General features: G+C 63.4%; 19 protein-coding genes and 1 pseudogene. 6 read left to right on the top strand and 14 right to left on the bottom strand.

Annotation, left to right across the window (positions count from 1 at the left end):
• The first annotated feature begins 1 nt into the window (after nucleotide 1).
• Together ACMDCR_RS12800 and ACMDCR_RS12795 are read left to right on the top strand one after the other, a co-directional pair.
• Complete coding sequence (locus tag ACMDCR_RS12800; RefSeq protein WP_413992888.1) at nucleotides 2-799, top strand: iron-sulfur cluster assembly protein; 798 nt, start codon at nucleotides 2-4, stop codon at nucleotides 797-799.
• A gap of 146 nt (nucleotides 800-945) precedes the next feature.
• Nucleotides 946-2,577 carry a molecular chaperone GroEL gene (locus ACMDCR_RS12795; RefSeq protein WP_413992887.1) on the top strand — a complete coding sequence of 544 codons (1,632 nt, stop codon included), beginning with the start codon at nucleotides 946-948 and terminating at the stop codon, nucleotides 2,575-2,577.
• 256 nt (nucleotides 2,578-2,833) lie between these two features.
• Here the strand turns inward: ACMDCR_RS12795 and ACMDCR_RS12790 are convergent, their stop codons facing one another.
• The 3 genes from ACMDCR_RS12790 to dusA form a co-directional block, all read right to left on the bottom strand.
• Entirely contained in the window at nucleotides 2,834-4,864 is a 2,031-nt protein-coding gene (locus tag ACMDCR_RS12790) for a sigma-54-dependent Fis family transcriptional regulator (protein WP_413992886.1), read from the bottom strand.
• Between the two features lie 113 nt (nucleotides 4,865-4,977).
• Nucleotides 4,978-5,451: a hypothetical protein gene (locus ACMDCR_RS12785; protein WP_413992885.1), complete on the bottom strand. Its 474-nt coding sequence runs from the start codon at nucleotides 5,449-5,451 to the stop codon at nucleotides 4,978-4,980.
• Nucleotides 5,452-5,833: 382 nt separating this feature from the next.
• A complete protein-coding gene (gene dusA / locus ACMDCR_RS12780; RefSeq protein WP_413992884.1) occupies nucleotides 5,834-6,832 on the bottom strand; it encodes a tRNA dihydrouridine(20/20a) synthase DusA in 999 nt (332 codons plus the stop codon).
• Nucleotides 6,833-6,946: 114 nt separating this feature from the next.
• Between dusA and ACMDCR_RS12775 the strand changes: the two genes are divergently transcribed.
• Nucleotides 6,947-7,615, top strand: a complete 669-nt coding sequence (locus ACMDCR_RS12775; RefSeq protein ID WP_413992883.1) for a LysR substrate-binding domain-containing protein — start codon at nucleotides 6,947-6,949, stop codon at nucleotides 7,613-7,615.
• Here the strand turns inward: ACMDCR_RS12775 and ACMDCR_RS12770 are convergent.
• On the bottom strand, nucleotides 7,586-7,855 hold the full coding sequence (locus ACMDCR_RS12770; RefSeq protein ID WP_413992882.1) for a hypothetical protein: 270 nt from the start codon (nucleotides 7,853-7,855) through the stop codon (nucleotides 7,586-7,588). The genes ACMDCR_RS12775 and ACMDCR_RS12770 overlap by 30 nt on opposite strands.
• A 61-nt stretch (nucleotides 7,856-7,916) precedes the next feature.
• Nucleotides 7,917-8,621, bottom strand: coding sequence for an aspartate/glutamate racemase family protein (locus ACMDCR_RS12765; protein WP_413992881.1), 705 nt, complete (start codon nucleotides 8,619-8,621; stop codon nucleotides 7,917-7,919).
• A gap of 632 nt (nucleotides 8,622-9,253) precedes the next feature.
• Here ACMDCR_RS12765 and ACMDCR_RS12760 point away from each other — a divergent pair.
• Both ACMDCR_RS12760 and ACMDCR_RS12755 read left to right on the top strand, forming a co-directional pair.
• Nucleotides 9,254-9,643, top strand: coding sequence for a DoxX family protein (locus ACMDCR_RS12760; RefSeq protein ID WP_413992880.1), 390 nt, complete (start codon nucleotides 9,254-9,256; stop codon nucleotides 9,641-9,643).
• Between the two features lie 162 nt (nucleotides 9,644-9,805).
• Nucleotides 9,806-11,167 carry a cytochrome P450 gene (locus tag ACMDCR_RS12755; RefSeq protein ID WP_413992879.1) on the top strand — a complete coding sequence of 454 codons (1,362 nt, stop codon included), beginning with the start codon at nucleotides 9,806-9,808 and terminating at the stop codon, nucleotides 11,165-11,167.
• 299 nt (nucleotides 11,168-11,466) lie between these two features.
• Here the strand turns inward: ACMDCR_RS12755 and ACMDCR_RS12750 are convergent, their stop codons facing one another.
• Nucleotides 11,467-12,405 (bottom strand): NAD-dependent epimerase/dehydratase family protein, encoded by a 939-nt coding sequence (locus ACMDCR_RS12750; RefSeq protein WP_413992878.1) that lies wholly within the window; start codon nucleotides 12,403-12,405, stop codon nucleotides 11,467-11,469.
• Nucleotides 12,406-12,862: 457 nt separating this feature from the next.
• Between ACMDCR_RS12750 and ACMDCR_RS12745 the strand changes: the two are divergent.
• Nucleotides 12,863-13,069, top strand: a pseudogene (locus tag ACMDCR_RS12745) (IS481 family transposase); the annotation flags it as partial.
• Nucleotides 13,070-13,354: 285 nt separating this feature from the next.
• Here the strand turns inward: ACMDCR_RS12745 and ACMDCR_RS12740 are convergent.
• The 8 genes from ACMDCR_RS12740 to ACMDCR_RS12705 form a co-directional block, all read right to left on the bottom strand.
• Entirely contained in the window at nucleotides 13,355-14,611 is a 1,257-nt protein-coding gene (locus ACMDCR_RS12740; protein ID WP_413992877.1) for a CmpA/NrtA family ABC transporter substrate-binding protein, read from the bottom strand.
• A gap of 12 nt (nucleotides 14,612-14,623) precedes the next feature.
• Complete coding sequence (locus ACMDCR_RS12735) at nucleotides 14,624-15,211, bottom strand: ANTAR domain-containing response regulator (protein WP_413992876.1); 588 nt, start codon at nucleotides 15,209-15,211, stop codon at nucleotides 14,624-14,626.
• 77 nt (nucleotides 15,212-15,288) lie between these two features.
• Nucleotides 15,289-17,952 carry a molybdopterin-dependent oxidoreductase gene (locus tag ACMDCR_RS12730; protein ID WP_413993605.1) on the bottom strand — a complete coding sequence of 888 codons (2,664 nt, stop codon included), beginning with the start codon at nucleotides 17,950-17,952 and terminating at the stop codon, nucleotides 15,289-15,291.
• A gap of 46 nt (nucleotides 17,953-17,998) precedes the next feature.
• On the bottom strand, nucleotides 17,999-19,615 hold the full coding sequence (locus ACMDCR_RS12725) for a sulfite reductase subunit alpha (RefSeq protein ID WP_413992875.1): 1,617 nt from the start codon (nucleotides 19,613-19,615) through the stop codon (nucleotides 17,999-18,001).
• A complete protein-coding gene (locus ACMDCR_RS12720; protein ID WP_413992874.1) occupies nucleotides 19,612-21,363 on the bottom strand; it encodes a NirA family protein in 1,752 nt (583 codons plus the stop codon). The genes ACMDCR_RS12725 and ACMDCR_RS12720 overlap by 4 nt, the downstream gene beginning before the upstream one ends.
• Nucleotides 21,363-22,601: an NAD(P)/FAD-dependent oxidoreductase gene (locus ACMDCR_RS12715; protein WP_413992873.1), complete on the bottom strand. Its 1,239-nt coding sequence runs from the start codon at nucleotides 22,599-22,601 to the stop codon at nucleotides 21,363-21,365. Before ACMDCR_RS12715 ends, ACMDCR_RS12720 begins: the two co-directional genes overlap by 1 nt.
• Nucleotides 22,602-22,611: 10 nt before the next feature.
• Complete coding sequence (locus ACMDCR_RS12710; protein ID WP_413992872.1) at nucleotides 22,612-23,829, bottom strand: nitrate/nitrite transporter; 1,218 nt, start codon at nucleotides 23,827-23,829, stop codon at nucleotides 22,612-22,614.
• Nucleotides 23,830-24,002: 173 nt separating this feature from the next.
• Nucleotides 24,003-24,581, bottom strand: a complete 579-nt coding sequence (locus ACMDCR_RS12705; RefSeq protein WP_413992871.1) for a hypothetical protein — start codon at nucleotides 24,579-24,581, stop codon at nucleotides 24,003-24,005.
• Nucleotides 24,582-24,620 lie beyond the last annotated feature (39 nt).

Here is a 24,620-nt window from a genome sequence, read left to right as displayed (position 1 = left end):
AATGGTGCTCGTCCAGCCTGAAACCAGCCGTCAGGACGAGCTCTGGCGGCGGCTCGCAAAGGTCGACGATCCCGAACTCGACGAGCCCATCACCGACATGGGCTTTGTCGAACGGGCCGAGGTCGCCGATGATGGCCATGTCGTCGTCGACTTCCGCCTGCCGACCTATTGGTGCTCGCCGAACTTCGCCTTCCTGATGCTGGACGGTGTGCGCGAGGCCCTGGACGGCCTGTCCTGGCGCCCCGCCTATGAGGTCCGGCTGCAGGATCACATGTTTGCAGATGAGGTGAATGCCGGCGTCGCGGCCGGCAAGAGCTTCGGCCAGATCTTCGGCGACCTCTCCGGCGACTGCGACGTGCAGGCGCTGCGCGAGACCTTCCAGATGAAGGCCTACAAGCGGCGGCAGGAAGGGGCGATCCTCGACCTCCGGCGGGCCGGCATGGCGGATGAAGATATCGTCCGCCTGTCGCTCGCCAGCTATGAGGCCAAGACCTTCGCCGATCCGGAGGCCGGGTTCCGTCAGCGGCGCTATCGGCAGGCGCTACTGCAGCGGCGGCCGGCCATCGCCTTGAAGGACCGCGCGTTCCTCACCTGGGAGGGCGAACCGATCAAGGCTCTTGGCGCCTATCTCGGTGAGCTCCGGAGCGTCCGCATCAACATGGAGTTCAACGGCGCGCTGTGCCGTGGACTGAAGACCACTCGCTACAAGCAAGCGGATTTTGTCGACGGGGAACCGACCCTCGTCGACTTCATCATGAACCGCGTGCCCAGCGCGGCACCGTCAACGCCGGCCGGCTGAGAGGGACTAGAGCAAAGCGCGTTTAGGCGCAAACGCTGCTTTGCTCTAACTCTTTGTTTCGACGCGTCTTTGCGATTCTTGACGATTCTGTCAAATCGCAAAACGCTTTAGCAATTGACCGCCGGCAAAAGGCGGAAGGAGGACTGATGCCCAAATTGATCATCCACAATTCCCATGCACGCCGCGCGCTTGCCCGCGGTGTGGCCCAGCTCGCCGCGGCCGTCGAACCCACCCTCGGCCCCAGGGGCATGAACGCCATGATCGATCGGCCGATCGGCACGCCGATCGTGACACGCGATGGCGTCAGCATCGCCTCCGAGATTGAATTGCACGACCGCTTCGAAAACATGGGCGCGCAGGTGGTGCGCGAAGTCTCGATGCAGACCAACGAGGTGGCCGGGGACGGCACCACCACCGCCATCGTGCTTGCCAACGCCCTGGTGCAGAGAGGGATCGAAGCCAATGAGCGCGGCGCCAAGTCCGTGGATCTCGTCAAGGGCATCGATCTCGCGGTCGAGGCCGTGATCGCCTCCCTGCGCAAGTCCGCCAAGCCCGTGAAGGGCAATGGCTCCCTGGCGGCCGTGGCGAACATCGCCGCGACCGATCCCAAGCTTGGCAAGCTCGTGGCCGATGCCTTCGAGCGGGTCGGCGAGAACGGCGTGATCACCACCGATTTCAGCGTGACGACGCAGACCACGCTCGACGTCGTCGAGGGCATGTCCTTCGACCGGGGGTATCTCTCGCATCATATGGTCACCGACCAGGAGAAGATGGAAGCGGTATTGGAGAAGCCGCTGATCCTGATGACCGATCTCAAGATCAAGGATCCCGCTTCGCTCGATGCTGCGCGCGCCATTGCCGACAAGACCGGGCGGCCCTTGCTGATCGTGGCCGAGGAGGTCTCGCCGGAGGTTGTCGTCACCCTGCTCGGCAAGAGCGGCGCGGGCAAATATCTCATCGTGCATCCGCCGGAATATGGCCATTGGCGCAAGGCCTTGCTGGAGGATCTTGCGATCCTCACCGGCGGGCGCGTCGTTGCCCGCGATCTAGGCGGCAAGCTCGAAAACGTCACCCAGGAGGATCTCGGCAGCGCGGAGCGAGTGCGCACGAACGCCACCCATACCAGCGTGATCCATGGCGGCGGCGAGAAGGCGGCGATCGCCTCGCGACGCGTGCAGGTACAGCGCCAATATGACAATGCGCCGCCCAATATCGAGCAGGACAAGCTGCGCGAGCGTCTGGCGAAACTCTCGGGCGGCACGGCCATACTCTATGCCGGTGGCGTAACGCCGGTAGAGCAGAAGCGCACGATCCAGTTGATCGAGGATTCACTCGCCGCCGTGCGCGCCGCCATCGAGGAAGGCGTGGTGGCCGGCGGCGGCACGGCTCTCGCTCAGATTGGGCCTGTGCTGGACCCGGTGCTTGCCGCCGCCAATGGCGATGTCGCCGAAGGGATCCGGCTCGTGAAGTCGGTGCTGACAAGGCCGCTCTGGCGCATCGTCGCCAATGCCGGCGGCGACCCCGAGGCGGTGGTGGCGAAGGTGACCGCGGTGAATGGCGGCTTCGGCTACGATGCCGCACGCGGCGACTACCAGAACATGTATGAAGCGGGCATCGTCGACCCCGTGCGCGTCACTTGCACCGCGCTGCAGAACGCCGCCTCGGTCGCCAAACTGATCCTGACCACGGAAACGCTGGTGGGCGATCTCGCCGAGAATGAGGATCCGACCGTTGGGCCGGCGCTGGGCGGCGGGGCGGAGTTGTTGGGCCGGCCGTAGGGTAAGGGCCGCAACGCGAAAGCCTCCCCCACGAAGCTGGGGGAGGTGGCCGAACGAAGTGAGGTCGGAGGGGGTGTGGGCCGCTTATGACAGGATGACAGAATGAGGCTCGATTCCTCTTTGAGAAGAACCCGTACCTAGTCCCTTTAAGTCTTAGTCCGTCGGGCCACACCCCATCCGTCATTGCTTCGCAATGCCACCTTCCCCAGCTTCGTGGAGAAGGCTCCGGTCGCGCTTCGTCGCCTCAGTACTTCCCCTATACAAACCCGCGGCGGATGCCGTGCTGTTCGAGCTTGCGATAGAGCGTCGGCCGGGAAATGCCGAGCCGGCGTGCCACACGGCTGAGATTGCCACCCTCGGCCGCCAGGACATTGCGGATGGCCTCACCCTCGGCCTCCTCCAGGATGTGGGAGCCACCCTCGGGTTTCCGGCCGGGCGGCAGGAGCGCGGGCGGCGCCAACCCGTCGGCCTGCGTGATCTCCCCGGGGAGGTCGCGAAGGGTGACGTCGCCGCCATTGCTGAGAAGATGCAGCTTCTCGACGAGGTTCCTGAGTTCGCGAACATTGCCCGGCCACTGATAGGCCAGCAGGGCGTCTAGCACGTCATTGCTAAAGGTGAGCCTTTCGCCATTGATCCGGCTCGCGAGCCTGGCGTTGAAATGCTCGAGCAGCAGCAGGATGTCCTGCCCGCGCTCGCGCAAGGGCGGCACCTGAATGGAAACGGCGCTGATGCGGTAATAGAGGTCTCGCCGGAAGCGGCCAGCCTCCACCTCGCCCCGCAAATCGCGGTTGGTGGAAGCGATGAGGCGGACATCGACAGGCCGGCCGCGGCTTTCCCCGATGCGGTTGACGACTCTGTCTTCCAGCACGCGGAGCAGGAAAGGCTGGATGTCGAGCGGCATTTCGCCGATCTCGTCAAGACTGAGCACACCGCCATTGGCAAGCTCGAACACGCCCGGCTTGCCCTCGCGCGCTGCGCCGGTGAAGGCGCCGGCGACATGGCCGAACAATTCGCTGCCGAACAATTCGCGCGTGATCGCCCCGCAATTGACGGCGATGAAAGGAGCATGTTGGTTTGGCCGGCTGCCGGCATGCACGAGCTTGGCGAAGAGCTCTTTGCCCACGCCAGTCTCCCCCTCGATCAGGAGCGAGGTGAGGTCCGCGAATTGCGATACCCGGCAGGCGACGTCCACCGCCTTGCGGATCTCTTCGCTCTCACCGACGATCAGGGCGGTGGCCTCGCGCATTCGTTCCGAGGGGCCGCCATCGCGCATCGACACATGCGGGGCGGCCGGCGTCGGAGGGAATACCAGCGCCGCGCCACGCAGATCGCCGTCGAGCTCCAGCGGATTGACATGGCAGGAACGGAATTCCCGCGGCAGCGAACTCACCAGTTCGTCGAGGCCGCGCGGATCGCTGAGATCCGTCAGACGCCGCGGCGTGCCCTGCCGAGGCTGGCCGAGCAGTCCATGCTCGATGCGCTGAGGCAGGTTGGCCGTGTAGACGACGCGGCCATGGTGATCGACGATCATCAGGCCGTCCGAGCGCTGGTAGCGCGGGGCCGAAGTAATGAAGGTTTCAAGAAGCCGTGTGCGCTCCTCGCTCTGCTGGTCGGCGAGCGCCTTCTCGATCTCGCGCGCGGCGGCGGCCACCAGGGCGGTGTTGTGCGGCCGGAAGATATCCGGGTGGCCGGAGAGATCGACCACTCCGATGATCTTGCCATCAAAGGGATCGCGGATCGGCGCGCCGGCGCAGGTCCAGGTCTTGATGCCGGCGCAGAAATGCTCGGCCGCATGCACGAAAACCGGCTCGCCCGTCCACAGCGCCGTGCCGATGCCGTTGGTGCCGACAACGCCTTCGGTCCACGTGCCGCCCACCGCGAGGTGGATATCCATGCCGTCGTGCAGCGTGCGCTTGTCGCCGACCGCATCGATCAGGGTGCCGTCCTCGTTGGCGAGGACAAGCATGGCACCGGTGCCCTGCAGCAATTGGCCGAGCGCGAAGAAGGAGCGCCGCGCCGCCAGGACGAGTTCCTTGCTGGACCGGCTGAGCCTCTCGATCTCCTCCTGATCGCTGGTGAGCGGCGCCTCGTTCTGCAGCGCATTGATGCCGCCGCTGGTACAGCGCAGCCAGGAATCCTGGATCAGCGTACGCACCGGGGCGCGGCCGCGGGAGAGGCCCGCCTCCCCGGAGAGCAGATTCTCCCAGGCAGCCATCGTGCGGCGTTCGTCATAGTCGAGTTCCGCAAGCGCCAGGGGGCGCGCCTGATCGGCGGGGTGCGGGATCAAGGGCTGCTTTCCATCTGAACCGACATTAATCGCCATGAGTGCTTCACATCGCTCGTTCGAATGTCATCCTTGCCAATGTGATTTCCATTGCCTGCACTGACCAGACCCGCGCCTCATGCGAGACCGAGACGCTTGCCGACTTCCGCCGCCAGCTCCTGCTCGCCCTCCTCGCCTTCCAGCACGCAACCATCGAGTTCCGCGAGCATCCCGGCAATCTCGGCATCGACCGGAGCAAAGAAGCCGTTCTCAACAGTGGCGAGCGCGAAGACTTCGCGTCCCTGGCGGACGCGGATCTCACCGAGATGATGCATCTGCCGGCTTGAGTTCTCGTCCACCAGAATGACGCGGCCATTGAGGCTGATCCGCACCACGGGATGCGGTTCCTCCGCCGGCCTGCCGGACCCGAGATCATGGATGATGAGCCCCTGCGGCTTGGGCGCCTGCTTCGGAGCCTTGGAGGCCGAATAGCCGCCACCCGTGAGATGATCGGCAAGGCGGGTGATCGTCGCGCGGTTATCGCCGATGATACGGCGCAACGCATCGTCCTCGCGGCGCGGGCCATCGCGCCTTGATATGATTTCGACCATCGAACCCTCCCAGATCCCAGAGCAAAGCGCGCTTAAGCGCAAACACTGCTTTACTCTAGCTCTTTGTTCCGACGCGTCTTTGCGACTCTCGCCGAGCCCGTCAAATCGCAAGACGCTTTAGTGGCCCGAGGTGCGGCAGACGTCCTTGTCGCGGACCGACTCTGCCTGCTGCCGCCTCCCCATCAGGATGTTGTAGCGCGACTTGGCCGGTGTTGGGTAGTAGCTGAGTGCTACATCGTGACGGAAAGATCCGGACTGACAAATACAGGCTTCGGGCAAAAATACAGCCGCCACAAAGCCTTGCGGCGCAACACCGGCCTTTGGCGCAGAGGCTGGCGAAGGTGCCCCATACGGGTCGAGAGAAAGTGATCGGCGGTGGCTCTCACGCCGCCGCCTTCGCCTCCATGGCGCGCCGCACATGGCCAGCCGCGTCGACCAGCACATCGAGCCCCGCGCCCGGCTTCACCGCCTCGGTCGCCAGATGCCGGCGATAGAGCCGCGCACCCGGGCGGCCCGGAAAAAGGCCGATCATATGGCGGGTGATCGAACTCAGCCTGACGCCCTCGGCCAGCCGCGCCTCGATATAGGGAGCCATCGCCTCGATCGCCTCGAAGCTGTCGGCGACCGGCGCCGCATCGTCGAACAGCATGGGATCGACCGTGAGCAGGATCTCGGGGTTCTGGTAAGCCTCACGGCCGATCATCACGCCGTCGAGGTGCGCGCAATGCTCGCGCCAGGCGTCGGCATCCTTGATGCCGCCATTGATGGCGATGGGCAGATCCGGATAGGCCTGTTTCAGGCGATAGACGCGGCCATAGTCGAGCGGCGGTACATCGCGGTTCTCCTTGGGGCTGAGGCCCTTCAGCCAGGCCTTGCGGGCATGCACGATGAGCGCATCGACGCCGGCCGCACGTACGGTCGCGGTGATACGGTCGAGCGCCGCCTCGGGATCCTGCTCGTCGATGCCGATGCGGCACTTCACAGTGACGGGCACGCTCACAGTCGCCTTCATCGCAGCAACGCATTCGCCAACCAGCTCAGGCTCCGCCATCAGGCAGGCGCCGAAGCGCCCCTCCTGCACGCGATCGGACGGGCAGCCGACATTGAGATTGATCTCGTCATAGCCAAGATCGGCGCAGATGCGGGCCGCCACGGCGAGATCTCTCGGGTTGGAGCCACCAAGCTGCACCGCCACCGGATGCTCCTCGCTTGCAAAGCCGAGCAGACGCTGCCGGTCGCCATGGATCACGGCTCCGGTGGTCACCATCTCGGTATAGAGCAGCGCGCGCTTCGACAGGATGCGGTGGAAGAAGCGGCAATGCCGGTCCGTCCAGTCCATCATGGGCGCTACAGCAAATCTATATCCTTGATACTTCTTCATTTTTTTCCGTAACATCAAATTCTTGGATCAATTTGAGGTACCCGATTCTAGGCCTCGATTTGACCCTGTTCGACCCGATTTCAGTTCCGAATGCACACGGATTGCACACGAAAAATGGCTACGTCCACGAAGGTTCCTTCCGGCTCCTGGCGCGTCCAAATTCGGCGCAGGGGTCGTTATGTCAGCGAGACCTTCCAGCGCTGCGACGATGCCCGGCGGTGGGCTCTGGGTGCCGACGTCCAGGCTCATCCCGGCGAGACTCCGACCAGTTCTCGCATCACCAAGATCAAGACCTTCGGCGAACTTGTCGATTTCCACATCCAGGACATGACCGCTGTCGGCAAGACACCGCTTCGATCTAAGGCTGCAGCGCTTGATCTTCTGAAGCGAGAACTCGGAAAATGCAAGATTTCTGCCCTTGATCGCGAGCGATCGATCAAATTCGGCCGCGATCGCGCCGATCAGGGCGCGGGTCCTGTCACCTTGGGCATCGACATCGGCTTGATCAAGCTCGTGCTGTCGCATGCAGCGGCCATTCACGGCGCGGTCAAGCGTGGGATGGGGCTAGGCTATCTGCCTGATGCCCTCGTCGGAGGGGCACTTGGTCGCGAGTTGGTTGAGATCGATCTCGACGGCTGGCGTCCTTCCCCCCGTGATCTCTTGGCGGTCTATGCAGCTTCGCGCCAACTCTCGTCCAAGATTCGCGCTGCCATCGAGTTCGCGCTCAAGGGGCGAACCGTCCATGGATCGCGCTCAAATGGTTGGGGGTTGGGCGCTACTTGATTGTGACCGGCTGAAGCTGCCTTCCCGTCGCGCGACATGCACCGCGACCTTCGAATAGACCCAGCCTTCGCCACCGTCGCCCCGTTTGCCTTGCCGAATATCCGCGGCAATCTCGGTCGCGGCCGTGGTGAAGGGAACCGCGACGCCGTGATGCGCCGCGTTGATCATGAGCTGAACCGTAGCCGGTGCTTCTGAGCTCGTGACAATCCAGCCGTTCTTGATCAGTTCGGCTACGAGCAAACGGTTGTCGATGCCTTCGACGACGAAGTTGGAATGATGGCAATCGGGGCGCCCTATGATTTTAGCGGCTCAAGCCGCGCAAAGCCCGTTTGACAGCAGCTTGTGCATGTAAGGTCGTGGTATCGAACAGGGGCACGGCGCTGTCCTCGGGACGCACCAGCAACATGATCTCGGTGCAGCCCAGAATGATGGCCTGGGCGCCACGCTCGATCATACGCGCGATGATTTCACGGTAGGCAGCACGTGACGTGGCGCGAACCTCTCCAACGACGAGCTCGCTATAGATCACCTCGTGGACGATGCTGCGGTCGGCGTCGTCAGGCACCAGGACCTCCAACCCGAAGCGATCGGTCAGCCGACCCTTGTAGAAATCTTGCTCCATTGTGAAGGCCGTGCCGAGCAACCCGACACGCTGAAAGCCGGCCGCTTTGATAGCGTCAGCTGTAGGGTCTGCAATATGAAGCAGCGGGATCGAAATGCTCGCTGCGATATCGTCGGCCATGCGGTGCATCGTGTTCGTGCAGACCAGCACAAAGTCCGCGCCACCGCGCTCCAAACGCTGCGCCGCGTCGATCATTTGGCCGGTGAGGGCCTGCCACTCACCTTCGTGCTGCAATCGTTCGATCTCCCCGAAATCGACGGAGAACATGAGACTGCGCGCAGAGCGGACGCCCCCGAGGCGATCGCGCACGCCTTCATTGATAATGCGATAGTATTGTGCCGAACTCTCCCAGCTCATGCCGCCGATCAGTCCGATTATCTCCATTTTCGCTGGGCTCCTTGTATCAAAGCCAGATTGGCAAGATCGATGCAGCGAGCGACATTCCCAGAGTGGCATTGAGGACGCGCCACTGGAGTTCCGTTCGCAATACGCCCGCCAGGATTAAACCCGCTAGGCACCAAAGCGACAACGAGTCGTTTCCCCTTGCGTCCACTCGAACGCCGGGCTGGTGTTCAGAGGCCGATTGAGATGAGAATTTCTTGAGCTTGGTCCAAGAAGTCCAGTTTATGCGAGAATTCGGTCGCATGTCTGTTCTCGGATATTCTGCATACTTGAGAATCCAGCCCGGCCGGCGAAGGAGCGGCATTCCATGCTCAGGTAACGTTTTGGCACTCCTACCAGTTGTTGGACGTCAATTTATTCGCATCGCAGGTAAAATATTTTACCTGCAAATAGGGAATAAAGCCTCCTCGGCTACGGTCTTTGCTTCTGTCACCCCAGCATCAGGCCCCCGCACAGGAGCTTCAAATGACTAGGTTTCGCACCATCAGCCTTGCCTTCGCTGGCCTTTTGATCGGCACTGCCGCCTGGGCGGTAGATACCCCAAGCCCCAGTATCCCGTGGGCCCTCTCCCTGCTGGTGCGATGCCCAATCACTCCTTCCGGAAAGACACGATAATGGAAAGTCTCAACCGTTACGGTATCGTTGCGGGCCGTATCCTGATCGCCGTGCTGTTCTTGCATGAATCCTGGTTCAAGATCACACATCTGGACCTGACCATCGCCTACATGGCGCAATATGGCCTGCCAGCGATCCTACTGCCGGGCGCCCTGTTCGTAGAGCTGTTCGGCGGGCTTTCGCTGATATCCGGCGTCGGACTGCGCTACGCGGAGTTCATTCTCGCGCTCTTCTGCGCAAGCACGGCGTTGATCTTCCACATGAACTGGACTGATCCGAATCAGCTTCTGCACTTTGAGAAGGATTTTGCCCTGGCTGGTGCGCTTCTTATCATTGCAGCGCGTGAATGGGCCGGCGCTACGAGCCCCACTCCATTCTATGAAACCTGAGGATGCTGCGCGCTTTGATCTATTTGCACGACAGTGCCCCGAATTAGGCTCAATCGTGTTTCCTTGGGATGCACTAAACGTTGGTCCACATGTACTCGTCGGACGTATGCTCGGACTCGAGTGCTCTTACGGATACGGAATTCTCAATTGAGGCGCTCGAACATGCACTACACATCCATGGTGTTGCCGCCGACCGTTGCGCCTCCATCGCGCCCTCTCTCTATCCTACAATCCCTCCGGGCCGCCCGGCGCAACGTGCTCGAGATTATCCCGGAGCTGGCTTACCGACAGCCGATGGTGTCGGGGCGCATGGGTGCGCGCTGGCATATGGTGCAGGATCCGGGCGCCCTTCGCCGCGTCCTTCTGGACAACGTCGAAAACTATCCAAAATCAGAGGTGATGCTGCGCATGTTGCGCCCGGCCGTCGGCGACAGCCTGTTCACCTCGGAAGGTGACTCGTGGCGCTGGCAACGTAGAGCGGTCGCGCCGGTGTTCGCACAACGCAACGTAACGGCACTGGCGCCAGTGATGACGGCAACAGCCGAGCGAGCGGCTGAGCGGCTGATGCTTGACAGCGAATATCCTGAATTGGTCGGAGAGATGCTGTCTGCCACTTTTGACGTGATCTGCGAGGTGGCTTTGTCTGGCCGCGAGCACTTCGACGCCGACGCCTATAGCCATGCCATCCTCAGATATTTCCAGACCGCAGGGAAAGCGTCCCTGCTAGACTTTCTTCGGGTGCCGGACTGGATCCCTCGGCCTGGGGTGCTGCTCGGTCTCGGCGCGGTTCGGACCATGCACAGCATGGTAGCCCGGGCCATAGAAGCCCGGCGACGGGAGGCAAACGGCGGCGCCGACGACCTGCTCGACCATATGCTGAAGGCTCAAGACCCCGAGACAGGCAGACGCATGTCACCGACGGATCTTCTGCACAACATGCAGTTTTTCATCGTGGCCGGCCACGAAACGACAGCGCTGGCACTGTCTTGGTCGCTGCTTCTCCTGGCACTGCATCCGGAGGCGCAGCAGCGGGCGCAGGCAGAAGCTCGGGCAGCCCTAGGGGATTCGCCGGCAGGCGCCAGTCACATCGAAGCGACGCCCTACGTGAAACAGGTGATCGAAGAGGCCATGCGTCTTTATCCGCCGGTCGGCATGCTGGCGCGAAATGTCCGAATAACTGACACCCTCGTTGGCCGGCAGGTCCAACCGAACGACGTGCTTTTCCTCCCGATCTACGCGCTCCATCGCCATCAGATGTGGTGGGAGCGCCCGAATGAATTTGACCCGGACAGGTTTTCATCGGAAGCCGTCCGCGCTCGCGACCGCTATCTTTATCTTCCGTTCGGCGCGGGTCCGCGCATTTGCGTCGGCGCGAACTTTGCGATGATGCAGGCACACATCATCCTGGCTACGCTTCTCGCGCGCTTCCGTTTCGAGTTGGGGCCACATTCCTTGCCGACGCCGACCATGGCCATGACTGTCCGCCCCGACACTGGCGTGCGGCTGGCAGTGAAGCGGATCTGACGCGAAAGTGCCTGTCGTACTGGAGAGGGCATTGTCACGAAAACGTCCAAGCTGAGGTATCGTTGCGGAAGACGTCAATTTGCTACGCCCGCCATCGTTTCCCTCCCGCGGTCAATCAGCGCGCCGTCTGGCTATACCTTCGCTTAACGAGCTATCGACGGCATCGTCGGACATGATCTCATTTCCATTGGCGCCCGAACGGCGAAGCAGCTCGGATTTCGGTATTTTTCTTATTTTGCCTTTGAGAGAGCCGATCCACTACTGCTCTCGATCTATCCGCGCCCGTGGACGTCTGCCTGTCAAAGTCGAGCCGATAGATCTTGCGATCTTGCCATGTCGTTCACGAAGTGCTGCTGCCACCAAAAATAGGTTTCAACCAGCCGCTCCCGTACGGAGACCGAGGGGTGATAGCCGACCTCGCTGTGCAGCCTGCCTACATCGGCGACAATGCGTGGTGGCTCATTGGCGCGATCCGGAAGGACCCCTACATTCAATTGGCCAGCTCCGCCGGCAGCGCGCTGGAGCGCCCTGGCGAGATCCACGATCCTGAGTGCCTCGCCACTCCCGATATTGACCGCCCCGACCACCGATGAAACGGCGAGAGCTGCGAGAGCGGCTCCGGCATCGCGCACATCCATGAAATCCCGGATTGCCCTGCCGGATGAAAGCGGTGCCGGCTCATTGCGGGCCAGCTTGATTGCCACGGATGAGGCCAGCCGGTCCGGATGTTCGTTGGGGCCAAATAGATAGAAAAGCCGCCCCCAGGCGCATTCGAGCTGATTGCCAGCCGAATATTCCTCGATCATTCGCCGGGTCGCGTCCTTGGTGACCGCATACAGGCTGGTTGGCTGGATCGGCGTAGTCGCTTCCTTGCAATCGCTTTCCGTCGGCCAGGCATATTCAAAGCAGGTCCCAACGCCGACAAATCGCCGGACGCCGTGGCGCTTGGCTGCCTGAAGGAGGCGCAGGGTCGCTGTCACCCAGTCGAGGTTGGCGGGAGTGTTCCAGAACTTGCCATGGTCGACGCACCAAGCAGCATGCAGGACGATGTCGGGCTTGGTTTGGGCAAGCATTTCCTCCACGGCTGCCGGCCGAAGGAGATCCGCGGTCAGAAATTTGCTCCCGCCGGCACGCTGAGTCTTTCGCGTGCAGACAACAACCTCGACGCCGCGCTCTTCCAGGCTTTTCACAATCCAGCTGCCGACAAAGCCCGTACCACCCGTTACCAAAATCCGCACCGACATTCCTCTGATTAAAACGCCGCGGATGTCGCATGACATCGGGCGGGCGAGATCCAGATATTGCTTTGGCCGATCCCAGGGGCATGCCGGAGCGCGCCGCCCCTATCCGAGGTCGCCGCACATGTTCGAATATTCAAGGGCTCAGCAGCTCAGTTTGTGGGAAAATATCCCACGTATTAACTATGTGATGCAATGGCAGCCGTCAACATTATGTGGGGAACACGTGTGATTTTTTTCCATTAAATGAAAGGACCCGCTTGGCCTTGTCTGTGACGGCGCTGCTGGTTCGGTAAGGTTCAGCCTTGCCGGGAGCAGCACTTTTCATCGCACTGGGGCGACCTGCCAATTTGCCGTTCTCGCTACTTGCTCCGCCATTCCTACTTTTGCGTGAGGCCAAGCACATAGCGACTTGATGGAATCGCTATGAAATGCACGCGCCCGCACGACGCCGCGCATTCGAGCCGAACTCCAAGCGTCGCAAGACAGCAGCCGGACCCTTGTCGTCCGCGGTGGTCTGAACCCCAAGACCATCAGCAAGTGGCGCAATCGCACCACGACCAGCGATGAGCCTATGGGACTGAAAGCGCCGAGGAGCACGATCCTGAGCCCTGCAGAGGAAGCCATTGTCGTCGAGTTCCGACGCCGCACCTTGCGACCTGTTCTTGCCAAGCGCAGAGATCTGGGCCGTTTACCCAATATGGCGAATGGAAAGTGCGAAGGCAGGTGCCTTTGTTGCTTTTGTCGAGGAATTGCTTGCCGGGATGCGCCGAATCTCGCTGAGTTTGTTGAATAGTATGGCTAATGTAATAATTAGAAATTCATAAATTAATACTTTGCTCTCCTACTAGTCGTCAGCGTAGAATTTAGAGCTTGACCCGATAACGAGCATTGGAAACTCGTCGGAGCGGCGGAAGCCGCTCTCTGCGCAGACCTCGTTCGCTGAGATTCAGTCTCGAAATGATCGGATATAGGCCTCCAGCTGGTCGGGGTCGAACAGGCGGCCATCGAAGAAGCCATCGGGGCCCAGGGTCATGGTGCCATTCCTTGAAGCGACGGGCGTTGCCCGCACCAAGGCGCCTTCGACCTTTGCGCTGGCCCGGGGAAGGTCGATGCCGCTGTCGGCAAGAGCGGCGCGATAGAGATCCGGGCGATAGACACCTCGCACACGCGCCGCGAATTCGGGCGAAAAGTGCGTTTGTCCCCAGCGTACCATCTGCGAATAAAACCACAAAGCGTGGCTCTGCCAGGGGAAATTCGCGGCATGGTCATGGAACACGAGGAAATCGGGGACCGCACGGGCGTCATCGCCCTGCCGCCGCACCATGGCGCCGCCTAAGGCTCGGGCGATGATGCCGGCAGGGATCCCGAGATTGGCGGGCAGTGACAAAAGGCCGGCGAGCTCGGCCTGGTTCGCCGGATCTCCCGCCCATTGCGCGGCCTTATAGAGGGCCCGCAGCAGGGCCTTGAGCACAGTCGGCGATCGATCAGCGAAATCGGAACGGAAACCAAGGACCTTCTCGGGTCCCTGCCTCCACAGCGCCGATTTGCTGACGCAGATCACCCCTGCCCCGGCGTCCACCGCCATGGAGTTCCAGGGTTCACCGACGCAGAAGCCATCGATCTGCCGCTCCAGCATGGCGTCCACCATGAAAGGGGGAGGCAGCACGATGAGGCGAACGTCGCGATCCGGATCGATGCCGGCGGAGGCCAGCCAATAGCGAAGCTCGTAGTTATGGCCCGAGAAGGGATGGACCACGGCCAGCGTCAGCGCGGGCCGGCCTTCCTGGCGCAGCTGGATGACCAGCCGCGCAAGCGCCGCGCCTATCGTAGCCGGGTTCGAATCCAACGAGGCACCGTGGTGCTGCATGCCGGCGAAGACAGCGGGCGAAAGCGTGATGGCGTTGCCACCCAGGCTCAATGAGAACGGCACGATCATAGGCACTTCGACGTGGCCGATGCCCAGTGCCGAGGCGATCGGCATCGGCCCGAGCATATGCGCGGCGTCGAAATGGCCGAGCATGACGCGATCGCGGATATTGGCCCAGGAGGTCTCGCGCATCAGGGTCAGGTTGAGGCCCTCTTCGATCGCAAATCCCTTATCCCGCGCCACCAGCAGCGGGGCGGCATCCACCAGTGGAATGAAGCCCAGTGTGAGCTCGCTTCTTTCGCTGCCCCGATCCTCGCCCCGTGCCTCAACGCCCATCAGCAGCCATCCTCAACCCAGCAGTTTGGCGGCGGTGACGAGGCTACGGGCCACGTCAGCGACCCGCCGGCTTTCGTTCATCGCGGTCCTGCGCAAGAGGGCATAGGCCTCTTCCTCGGAAATCCCCTTGCTCCTCATCAGGATGCCCTTGGCCTTGTCGATACACTTGCGATCCTCCAGCGCCTGCTTGGTACGGTCGAGTTCTTCTCGCAGGCGATGGAAGGCATTGAAGCGGCTGATCGCCATGTCGAGGATCGGCTTCACTCGCTCCTTGCGCAGGCCGTTCACAACATAGGCCGAAACCCCGGCATCGATCGCAGCCTCGGTCGCGGCCTTGTCGGACTGGTCCACGAACATCACCACCGGGCGATGCACACTGCGCGACACCTGGAACATCTGCTCGAGCACGTCGCGATTGGGGTTTTCGAGGTCGATGAAGATGACATCGGGGTCGGCCTCGACGATCTGGCGCAACAAGTGCCGCATCTGGCTGACGACCGTAACCCTTTGGTGCCCAGCCTCGCGCAGGCCCCCTTCGATCACGGAGGCGCGTACCGCATTGTCGTCGATCAGCAGCACGTGGAGGGGTGGTTCGCTCATGTCAGCAATGTCCGCCAGGCGCGATCGTGAAGCAAGGCGCGCGGCGAGAGTCCTTTGCGCGGAGCTAACTCCCGCACTCAGGCTGCTCCCTCTCTCGCCTCTTCCAGCAGCTTGCGGATCTCCGGCCGGCAGGAACCGCAATTGGTGCCGGCCTTCAGCTTTGTGCCGATTGCCTCCACGCTGTCGATTCCTTCTCTCACAGCTTCCTCAATTGCGGCCTGGCGCACGCCGAAGCAGGCGCAGATCTGCCGGCCGCCGCTCGTTCCGACCGAAGCAGGCCGGCCAGCCAGGATGAAACGGCGCGTGACCGCATCGATCGCATCCCGCGCCAGCAGCTCCGTCGCCCAGGCCAGGCCCGTCTCGTCCGGCTCGGGGCCGGTGGAGAGCAGGATCTCCAGCCGGTTTCGCACCAGCGAGGCCGAGCGGAAGAGGCTGGAGGCCAGGTCTCGTTGGTTGAGGGGGCTCGTCCATAGATTGAGCCAGTTCGACAACAGGTCGTGCAGGGCATCCGGTGCACGCGGACTGGCGAAATTGACGACCTCGCCGCCCTCGACGACCGTGCGAGCATGGCTAAGCCAGGCGGGCATTGGCAAGCGTCGGCGCGAGACGATGAAGCCTTGCGCCCTTATCGCCCAAGGCCGGATCGACACCGGGACCGCCTTGGAGTCGGGCTGGCCCGACACCGGATCCGTGAGGGCATGCACCAGCGATCCGACCCGCGCGCGCGAGGCCGTGGCATCCGTCCAGTGGATCGGCGCGAACAGGTTGCCCCGCTGCTGGGTGTTCGTGACGACGACACGCAACTCCACCTGTCCATGGATGCTGCTCACGGCGGCAAATCCCCCATCGACGAGGCCATGCTCCGCCGCGTCGGCAGGGTGAACCTCGACGAAGGGCGCATTCCGGTGCTGAGCCAGGCGCGGGCTGAGGCCCGTGCGTGTCATCGTGTGCCACTGGTCTCGTACCCGGCCGGTGTTGAGCAGCAGCGGATAATCGGCGCTACGCACAGCCTTGAGTTCGGGCATGGCGAGAGCCACGAAACGCGCCTTGCCATCGGTATGACGGAAGCCGCCTCCGGCAAACAGCCGGGGAGTGCCGGCCACAGCTCCCCTCGGCAAAGGCCACTGCACCGGTTCGAGGGCGTCATAGGCTTCGTCCGAAAGATCGGCGAGGGCGCCGATGTCGAACAGGCGTGTGCCGGCATTCTCGAAGGCGGACAATGCTGCATGCTCGCGGAAGATCTCTGCCGCCGAGGCATAGTCGAAGGCGGAGGCGTGGCCGAGGCGCTTGGCGACCTCGCAGATCTGCCACCAGTCCGGTCTCGCCTCCCCGGGCGCTGGTAGGAACGGGCGCTGACGCGAGATGCGGCGCTCGGAATTGGTGACCGTACCGTTCTTCTCGCCCCAGGCTGTCGCCGGCAGGACGACGGTGGCCGCCTCGACCAGGCTGTCGGCATGGGCATGAACGTCGGAAACGGCGAGGAAGTCGAGCTTGCGTAGCGCCGCTCGCATGGCATCGGCTCGCGGCAGGCTCGCCGCCGGATTGGTGCAGAGCACCCAGAGCGCCTTGATTTCGCCGCGCTCGATGGCTTCGAACATCGCCACCGCCTTGAGGCCTTCGCCTCGTGCCATGCGGGGAGCCCGCCAGAAGCGGCCGACGCGGTCGACCTCCTCCGGGGAAAACCCCATATGAGCGGCGAGCTGGTTGGCGAGCCCGCCGACCTCGCGCCCTCCCATGGCGTTGGGCTGGCCCGTGAGCGACAGCGGGCCGCAGCCCGGCTTGCCGACCCTGCCGGTGGCCAGATGAACATTCAGGATGGCGTTGACCTTGTCGGTACCCTGCGCCGACTGGTTGACGCCCTGGCTGAAGCAGGTCACCGTGCGTTGTGTTGCGAGCCACCATTCGATGAATGCGGCCAGATCCGTCTCGATGATGCCGCAGCGCCTGGCCGTCTCGGCGCGGTCGGGAGCGATGGAGCGCGCATTTGCGAGCGACAACCCAAATCCCGCCGTGTGTTGCTCGACATATGCCTCGTCGACCAAGCCTCGCTCGGCCGTTTCAACGAGCAGGCGGGCGAAGAGCAGACTGTCCATCCCGGGGGCGATGGGCAGATGCAGGTCGGCGCTGTCTGCGGTCACCGTCCGGCGAGGATCGATGGTGACGATACGCGTGCCGCGCTTCGCTCTTGCCTGCTCCATGCGCTGCCAGAGTACCGGGTGGCACCAGGCCGCATTGGATCCGACAAGGATGATGAGGTCGGCCTCATCCAGGTCCTCATAGCAGTTCGGCACGATATCCTCGCCGAAGGCCCGATAATGGCCGGCGACTGTCGAGGCCATGCACAGGCGCGAATTGGTATCGACATTGGCCGAGCCGATGAAGCCCTTCATCAGCTTGTTGGCGACGTAGTAGTCCTCGGTCAGCAACTGGCCGGAGAGATAGAAGGCCACGGCATCGGGCCCGTACATGTCGAGGGTGTCGCGTATCCCCTTGGCGACGGCGTCGAGCGCCCGGTTCCAAGTGGTCCGCACGCCGTGGATCAGTGGATGCAGCAGGCGATGGTGCGTGCCGAGGGTCTCACCGAGTGCCGCGCCCTTCACGCAAAGCCGGCCGAGGTTGGCGGGATGGACCGGGTCGCCGGCAATCGCGGCACCACCGACCCCATCGGGAGCGGCGACCACGCCGCAACCGACACCGCAGTAAGCGCAGGTCGTGGGTATGCTGGTGGAGACCGGCGTCATAACAAGCGCATCGGGCGCGAGCACCTTCATGTTCATTCCCGCCTCCTCAATACACGTCCGCCTGGTACCGCCCGGCCTTCTTGAGGCCGTTGACGAAGCTTGCCGCCTCCTCCGTCGAACGGGCCCCCCATTGCGCCACGATGTCGACGAGCGCTCGCTCGACATCGCGGGCCATGCGCTTGGCATCGCCGCAGACATAGAAATAGGCGCCCTCAGCCAGCCACTGCCACAGATCTGGGCCGACCTCGCGCATCCGGTCCTGCACGTAGAACTTGCCTTCGGCATCGCGCGACCAGGCGAGAGACAGGCGCGTGAGCAGACCACTATCCCGCTGGGCTGCGAGCTCGCTTTCGTAGAAGAAGTCATGATCGCGGTGCTGATGGCCAAAGAACAACCAGTTCCGCCCCTTGGCGCCGAGCGCGGCTCGCTCCTGCAGGAAAGCCCGGAAGGGAGCGACCCCGGTGCCCGGGCCGACCATGATCACAGGCGTGTCCAAATTCTGCGGCAGACGGAAGCCGTGCGCCCTCTGTACATAGACGTTGAGGGTTTCCCCTGCGCCGATGCGCTCACCCAGGAAGGTCGAGGCGACGCCGATACGCTCGCGCGAGCCGATGCGATAGCGCACCCCATCCACGGTCAGCGAGATGCGGCCGGGGTTGGCCTTGTGGGAGGAGGAGATCGAATAGAGGCGCGGCTGCAGGGGTTCGAGCGCCTCAACGAATGCCTCCGCTCCAGGCCGCACGCTCGGGAATTTGTAGAGGGTCGCCAGCACGTCGAGCGTGGCGGCATCGCCGTCCGGATCCTCGCCGTTGGCCAGAGCCCGCGCCTTGCGTCGCTGTTCGCCGATGGTGAGATAGGAGAAAAGCTGGAACAGGCTGTCGGGCGGCGTGCCGAGCGAGACGTCCTCGATCAAGATATCACGCAGGGTCTTCCCGCCGATGGCGGTCTCGGGCCGGGCTCCCAGGACGGCGATGATCTGGTCGGCCAGTCCCGGCATGTTCTTGGGGAACACCCCGAAGCTGTCGCCCGCGACATAGTCAAGGCCACTCTCGGTGAGATCGAACTCGACGTGCCAGCTGGTCTTGGCGGATCCGGCGCCGTTCAGCCGCCACCGCGACAGGAAGCGCGCTGGAACCGGATTGTCACGCGAACGGCCGGCCTCGACCGGGGACGCTGGCGGCGCCGTGCCGACAATTTCAGCAACCGGCGCAGGCCCGGCTGCCCCCTTGCTGAGCTCGGCGGCGAGTTGCTTGAGCATGCGGGCGGTTTCCTTGCCGCCCGGCGCGCACAGTGTCAGGCGCTCCTCCTTCTTCAGGAAGAGCGCGTTGGCATAGTCGGCGCAGTTGTAGCCGCACTGGCCGCAATCCTGCTGGGCCATGGCCGCCATCAGGCGCGGGGCGAGCGGTCGATCGCCGGCCATTGCCATGCGGTCGTCCAACGGCATGCTCGGATCGTGCCAGGGCGCCTCGTCATTGTCAGCCAGGACAGGTGCTGGTTCTCCAGCCGGCGCGAGCGCGGCCGGCGCTGGTTCCAGCGGCGCCATGCCACCCTCGGCAGCCAGGACGGCGCCAAAAAACCCGTCGAGCCAGGCGCGCTGCTCCGGCGTGAAGGGAGCATTCTCGGGAATAAGCGAACGCTGGGGCGGTATGGCGAGCATATTCATGCGCTTGCAAGCTCCATGTTCTCGGCAAGAGTCCTGAGTTCCTGAGGTTCATGGCGGCTGGTGAAGGCCTGGAAGCTCTCATCCGGGCCATGGCGATGCGCCATGTAGCCCCGCAGCAGGCGCTCGACCCTGACATGGCAATCCGTCGCCCTCACCTCGCTCCAAAGCTCACGTCCGATTCGGGCCTGGTCGCCGAAGCCGCCGCCCACGACGATGGTGTAGCCTTCGACCTGATCGCCCTCCTCGTTGATGGTGACCTTGGTGCCGATCAGCCCGATGTCGCCGATGTAGTGTTGGGCGCAGGAATGGTGACAGCCTGTGAGATGAACATTGACGGGCACATCGAGTGTCATGCGAGCGTCGACATGCTCGGCAATCTCCAGCGCGTGCTCCTTAGTATGGGCGGCGGCAAACTTGCATCCGGTTGCACCGGTGCAGGCGACCAGGCCCGCGCGCAGGGAACTCGCCTTCCAATCCAGGCCGAGCGCCTCGATTGCTGCTTTAGCAGTCTCGACCTGCGCGTCGGGCACGCCCGAGACCAGTAGGTTCTGCCAGACGGTGAGGCGTATATCGCCATCACCGAAGTCCCGGGCGATGGCGGCAAGTCCGCGCATCTGCGCGCAGTCCATCCTGCCGACCGGAAGGGTCACGCCGATCCAGTTGAGGCCTTGCTGGCGCTGGGCGTGCACCCCGATATGGGCAACGCGGTCGAAGGGCGCGCGCGGCGCGGCGTCCGTCTCCGGCAATCGGGTCAACTTGCGGCCAAACTTGTCTTCGACGGCGGCGAGATAGGCCTCGAAGCCGATGGCGTCGAGCACATACTTCATGCGTGCCTTGGTGCGGTTGGTGCGGTCGCCCTTGTCTATGAAAACGCGCACGATGGCGTCCGCGATGGCGCAGCATTCGTCCGCCTTGCAGAACACACCGGTTGGCCGGGCGAGGTCACGATGGCCCGTGATACCGCCGAGCACGAGGCGAAACCAGAGCTCGCCGCCGATCAAGGCAGCCTGGAAGCCGATATCGTTGGTCTCCTCGAGGGTCGCGATGCGACCGCCGCCGTCGAAGGCGACATTGAACTTGCGCGGCAGCCCGTAGAGCGAGCGGTCGTTGAGAATATGGTGGTGCCATTCGCGAGCGAGCGGCCTGGTGTCGGCGATCTCCTGCGGATCGATGCCGGCGGTGGCTGAGCCGGTAACATTCCGTATATTGTCGGCGCCCGAGCCGCGCGAGCATAGGCCGAGGTCCTGGATCGCCTCGACGACCGCTGGAGCATTCTCGGGCATCACCTCGCGGATCTGCAGATTGGCTCGGGTGGTGACATGGGCGTAGCCACCGCCCATGCGCTCGGCGACATCCGCCATGCCCGCGAACTGCCAATGATTGAGGATACCGTTCGGGATACGCAGGCGCACCATGTAGCTCGACTGGGCGGGTGCGACGTAAAAGAGGCCGAAGTAGCGCCAGCGGAAATTGTCCTCGGGCTTGGGGAAGGTGCCGTCCCTCGCCTGCCCCTTCAGGCGCGGCCAGGCGTCGAAGGGATGTTCGGCCCGTTTCCATTTCTCCTGGTCCACGAGCTTCTTGCCGACGCCTGTCGTGGCATCCTGCGCGAGGAGGTGGGCGGCATCGGGTCCTGTCGGGACCGGGGGCGCTGCGGCTGGCGGAACGTTACGGGCACCGCGCACGGCCTGCATGCCGGAAACGAAGCCTTCGAGATAGCGTTTCTGGTCGGCGCTGAAGTCGCTGCCCATCAGGCTGCCTCCTTCCTGGCGACAGGGGCAAGCGTCTCGCAGAAGGCGCGCCCGAAGATCAGGCTTTGACGCATCGGCGCAATGTCTGCGCCCGTGCGGATGAGGTCGCGATACCAGAGCGCGTCGTCGGCCTCGCCGACCAGAGCGGCACCGACCAGTGTCGAACCCCGCACCACCAGGCGCTTGCACAGGCCAGCGCCGCGATCTTCCACAATGATCTCGTCTGTGCCCGGCTCGCCCAGGAAATCGCCGGCGGAGAAGACTGGGATGCCGGAGACCTTCAGGTTGGTGGAAAGCGCCGTACCCACATAAGTCGCGCTCGCGTCGCCACCGAGATGACGCGCCAGCACGGCCGCCTGCTCGTAGGCGGGCTGGACGAGGCCATAGACCGTCTCGCGATGCTCGGCGCACTCGCCAATGGCGTGGATGAAGGGCACGATCGTGGCGAGGCGATCATCGACCAGGATGCCGCGGTTGACGGGCAAGTCCGCCGCCTTGGCAAGATCGACGGCAGGACGCACGCCCACCGCGACCACCACGAGATCGACCGGTAGACGCGAGCCGTCGGCGAATATGAGCGCCTCCGCCTGCCCACTGCCGGCAATCTCCGCCGTCTGGGCATTGAGCATGACCCCGATGCCCTTCTTCTCGATGGCGCGCTTGAGGAAGGCGGCGCTGCGCCGGTCGAGCTGGCGCTCCATCAGGCGATCCATCACATGCACGAGCGTGACCTCGGCGCCACCCTTGGCGAGGCCATAAGCGGCCTCGATGCCAAGCAGGCCTCCGCCGATCACGGCGACGCGTTGGCGGCGGCGCGAGGCCTCCTGCAGGATCGGCAGGTCCGCAAGGTCACGGAAGGTGGTCACCCCCGGCATGCCGATGCCGGGAATCGGCAGGCGGAAGGGCGTCGACCCGGTTGCGAGCACCACACGGTCGAACGCCAAGCTTGAGCCATCATCAAGCCTGGCGAGACGCCCGGCGGGATCAAGGCCGGTCACCCGCCTGCCCGTGATCAGGGTGATGCCTCGGGCGGCATACCAGGCTCTGTCGCGTAGCTTCACGTCGGCCTCGCCGATATCGCCGGCGAGCAGCGCGGAAAGCAGCACGCGATTGTAGCCGGCATGCGGTTCGGCGCCGACCACCGTGATGTCGAAGCGCCCGCCGGTCGCGGCAAGAAGTTCCTCACACAGCCGGACGCTGGCCATGCCATTGCCGATGATCAGCAACTTCTCCTTCATGGCGCCCTCCTCAGATCCGTGCCGCGGCGAAGCCGTTCTCGGCGGTCCAGGTGGTCCGCCAACGGCGCTTGACGCTCGTGAGGGCGAGAAGGGCCAGAGCCGCCAGCGTGGCGAAGATCAGGAAGCCGGCCTGGTAGCTGCCGGTGATCTGTTTGGAGAAGCCGAGGCTGGAGGCGAGATAGAAGCCGCCGACGCCGCCGGTCATGCCCACCAGACCGGTCATCACGCCGATCTCGGCACCGAAGCGTTGCGGGACGAGTTGGAACACTGCGCCGTTGCCCATGCCGAGCGCCAGCATCGCGACCACGAGGATGGCGAGGCCAAGCCAGAGCTGGGCGAATCCGAAGCTCGCGAGAATGAGCGCCGCGACCGCCACGCTGTAGAGCGCGGTCAGCATGCGGATGCCGCCGAAACGATCGGACAGGGCACCGCCTACCGGCCGCATCAGCGAGCCGGCGAGTACGCAGGCTGCCGTGCAATAGCCGGCAGTGACCGGATCAAGGCCGTATTGTGAGTTGAAATAGAAGCCGAGCGAAGAAGCCAGGCCCGAAAAGCCGCCGAAGGTCACGGCGTAGTAGAACATGAACCACCAGGCATCGGGCTGGCGCAGGACCTGGGCATATTCGGTCAGGGACTTGGCGCGCGGCTGGCTGGGGCTGTCTTTAGCGCAGGCCAGATAGAATGCCAGTGCCAGCGTGAGCGGCAGAGCGGCAAGGCCTATGACATTGTTCCAGCCGAAAACAGCCGCGAGCGCCGGCGCGAACAGGGCAGCGAACACGGTGCCGGAGTTGCCCGCCCCAGCGATGCCGAGGGCAACACCCTGATATTGAGGCGGATACCAACGCGAGGCGAGCGGCAGCGCCACGGCAAAGGAGGCGCCAGCGACGCCGAGGACCACGCCGAGGGCAAGGACCTGGCCATATGAGTGCACGCCGAAATGCCAGAAGCCGAGCAAGCCAGCGATCACGACAACCTGGGCGACGATACCGGTGAGGCGCGGGCGCAACCGGTCGACGAGGAAACCGTTGACCACGCGCAGAAACGCACCAGCGAGCACCGGCAAAGCGACCATCAGGCCCTTCTGGGCAGGATCGAGCTTGAGGTCGGTGGCGATCTGTACAGCCAGGGGCCCGAGCAGGATCCAGACCATGAAGCTCATGTCGAAATAGAAGAAGGCGGCCACCAGAGTTGGCCAATGCCCTGCCTTGAGAAAGTCCCGCGTCTTCATGGTTCCGCTCCGCATGATTGTGGCGAAAACAAAAAAGCCGCCGATCGCCCCCCTGCCCTCGGCAGTGCCAGAACGGCAAACGGGATCGATCGGCGGCGTTGCCGTTCTGCGCCCGACAATGAGCGCCGAGCCTCAAAGGCCCTGAAATTAGGAATTAACCGCGCTGAGGGCCCTCATTGGCCCACACGGCATCCGGAAGGATGACTCTCCTTCACGTTGCACAACGATGAGGCGAGGCACATTTTTGAGCAAGTCCAAATATTGTGCGATGCAGCGTGAAAGTGCTGATATTTTTTGCGCGGCGATGATCTAGTGAGGGTAATCCGGTTCGTTGCCCGCTCGGGATTCTTCGGCAGGTCGATGATATGGTCGAAGGCAAGGCCGCTCGAGCCCTCGCCGCGGTCGGTCTTGCAGCAGCAGCCGAGCCAGAGCCAGATGCGGCCGTCAGCCCAGCAAGTGCACTGGCGGCACGGGGTCACCACCGAGCCGACGCGCGAGATCTCTTTCGTGTGGATGACATAGGCTTTCGGCGCATCCATGTCGAAGCCCCGGCGCAGCAGCGTGGTGGGCGGCTTGATCGGCTCGCCGACCCTGCGCGCTTTGCTACCTGGATGGACATGACGCCTACTAAGCCCGTTGCTCGGCCGGACGATCGCCTCTGCTATCCTGTTCCTCACCTCGGAAGCCTCCAGCGCTATGACCGTTACGACCATCGTGATGGATTGCCGCAATGCAATCTGGTGAGAACTCAACTTCCTAGCCGTACAGTCCCAGATTCTGATGGTGCATCA

This window comes from Labrys okinawensis (assembly GCF_047345005.1).
GTDB classification, from domain to species: Bacteria; Pseudomonadota; Alphaproteobacteria; order Rhizobiales; family Labraceae; genus Labrys; species Labrys okinawensis.
Note: the sequence above shows the minus strand (reverse complement) of the source record. Positions and strands in the feature narration are given on the sequence as shown.